This is a genomic window from Citrobacter sp. wls613, assembly GCF_005281195.1.
Taxonomy (GTDB): Bacteria; Pseudomonadota; Gammaproteobacteria; order Enterobacterales; family Enterobacteriaceae; genus Citrobacter; species Citrobacter gillenii.
Genome location: NZ_SZXN01000057.1, coordinates 51320 through 52488 on the forward strand (window position 1 = coordinate 51320; position 1169 = coordinate 52488).

The 1169-nt window shown below is 55.5% G+C and carries 3 protein-coding genes; 2 read left to right on the forward strand and 1 reads right to left on the reverse strand.

The genetic code is table 11. From position 1 onward, the window contains the following. The coding region (gene ugpQ, locus FDX01_RS12565) for a glycerophosphodiester phosphodiesterase (RefSeq protein ID WP_249360963.1) at positions 1-520 on the forward strand (520 nt) is incomplete at its 5' end. On the opposite strand, the gene FDX01_RS12570 is transcribed toward ugpQ, so the two are convergent. Continuing rightward, positions 517-960: a DUF2756 family protein gene (locus tag FDX01_RS12570; protein ID WP_096759238.1), complete on the reverse strand. Its 444-nt coding sequence runs from the start codon at positions 958-960 to the stop codon at positions 517-519. The two genes, ugpQ and FDX01_RS12570, sit on opposite strands and share 4 nt — an antisense overlap. Positions 961-1078: 118 nt before the next feature. Here FDX01_RS12570 and FDX01_RS23790 point away from each other — a divergent pair. Beyond that, the coding region (locus FDX01_RS23790) for a hypothetical protein (protein ID WP_249360972.1) at positions 1079-1169 on the forward strand (91 nt) is incomplete at its 3' end.

The window sequence follows — 1169 nt, forward strand, 5'->3', positions numbered from 1 at the left end:
TCTGCTGCGCGTTGATGCCGGGGGCTGGTTTAGCGGCGAGTTCAAAGGCGAGCCGTTGCCGTTGCTTTCTCAGGTGGCGGACCGCTGCCGTCAGCATCGCATGATGGCCAATATTGAGATTAAACCCACTACGGGTAGCGAGGCACTCACCGGCAGAGCCGTTGCGCTGGCAGCGCGTGAACTCTGGGCTGACATGACGCCGCCGCTGCTGTCATCCTTTGACATTGAGGCTCTTGAAGCTGCACAGCAGGCCGCACCGGAACTGCCGCGCGGGCTGCTGCTTGATGAATGGCGTGACGACTGGCGCGAACTCACGTCGCGGCTGGGCTGCGTTTCTCTTCATCTAAACTATACGCTGCTGGATGAAACGCGTGTCGATGCGATACGTGATGCCGGGTTACGCATTCTGGTGTACACCGTCAACCGTCCCCAGCGCGCGGCAGAGCTATTGAGCTGGGGGGTGGATTGCATCTGTACCGATGCCATTGATGTCATTGGGCCGGATTTTCAGCCCTATTAAGGCCCAATCGTTTTTAACGGCACGTTAGGCTGCGGCGTGCTGGAGGGCTTAAGCATGTCGCCGTTCTTTTTCTCCGACAGCATTTGCTGCTGTTTATTCAGCGTGCTGTCCGGATTGCGGTTGGTGTTTAGCATCCCACCGTTGTTGTTGGGTAGCATTTGCTGTTGGCTGGTATTCAACTCCCCCGGCTGAGACTGGCGCACGCGCTGGGAGTTGGTGTTGATCTGATTTTCCATATGCTGCTGTTGCATGCGCGTCTGCGTCTGCAACTGTTGGTTCAGCATCCCTTTCTGCTGAATTTGCTGTGATTGCATTTGTGTCTGCATCCGCTGCTGACTCGGGATCTGATAACCCGGTTGATTCGGGTTGTTCATGGTGTTGATGGGCTGTGCAAAGCCTGCAAACGGCAATAGCATGGCTAAAATCAAGAGTCGTTTCATCGCTTTTCTCCTCTCGGGGATCTCTTTAGTTTACTCCTTTCTCGTCGTTACGATGGTTATTTCAGAGTTATGCACCAGGCTTAGTGGGGGCAGACCCCCGTACATCTGGAGAATAACGATGATAAAACCGACGTTTATACGCCGGGTAGCCATTGCTGCTCTGCTCTCAGGAAGCTGTTTCAGCGCGGCTGCCGCACCGGCTGCGCCGC

Bases quoted from the DNA above. Each gene is read 5' to 3' on its own strand.
- FDX01_RS12570 (WP_096759238.1), bottom strand. From the start codon at position 960: ATGAAACGACTCTTGATTTTAGCCATGCTATTGCCGTTTGCAGGCTTT.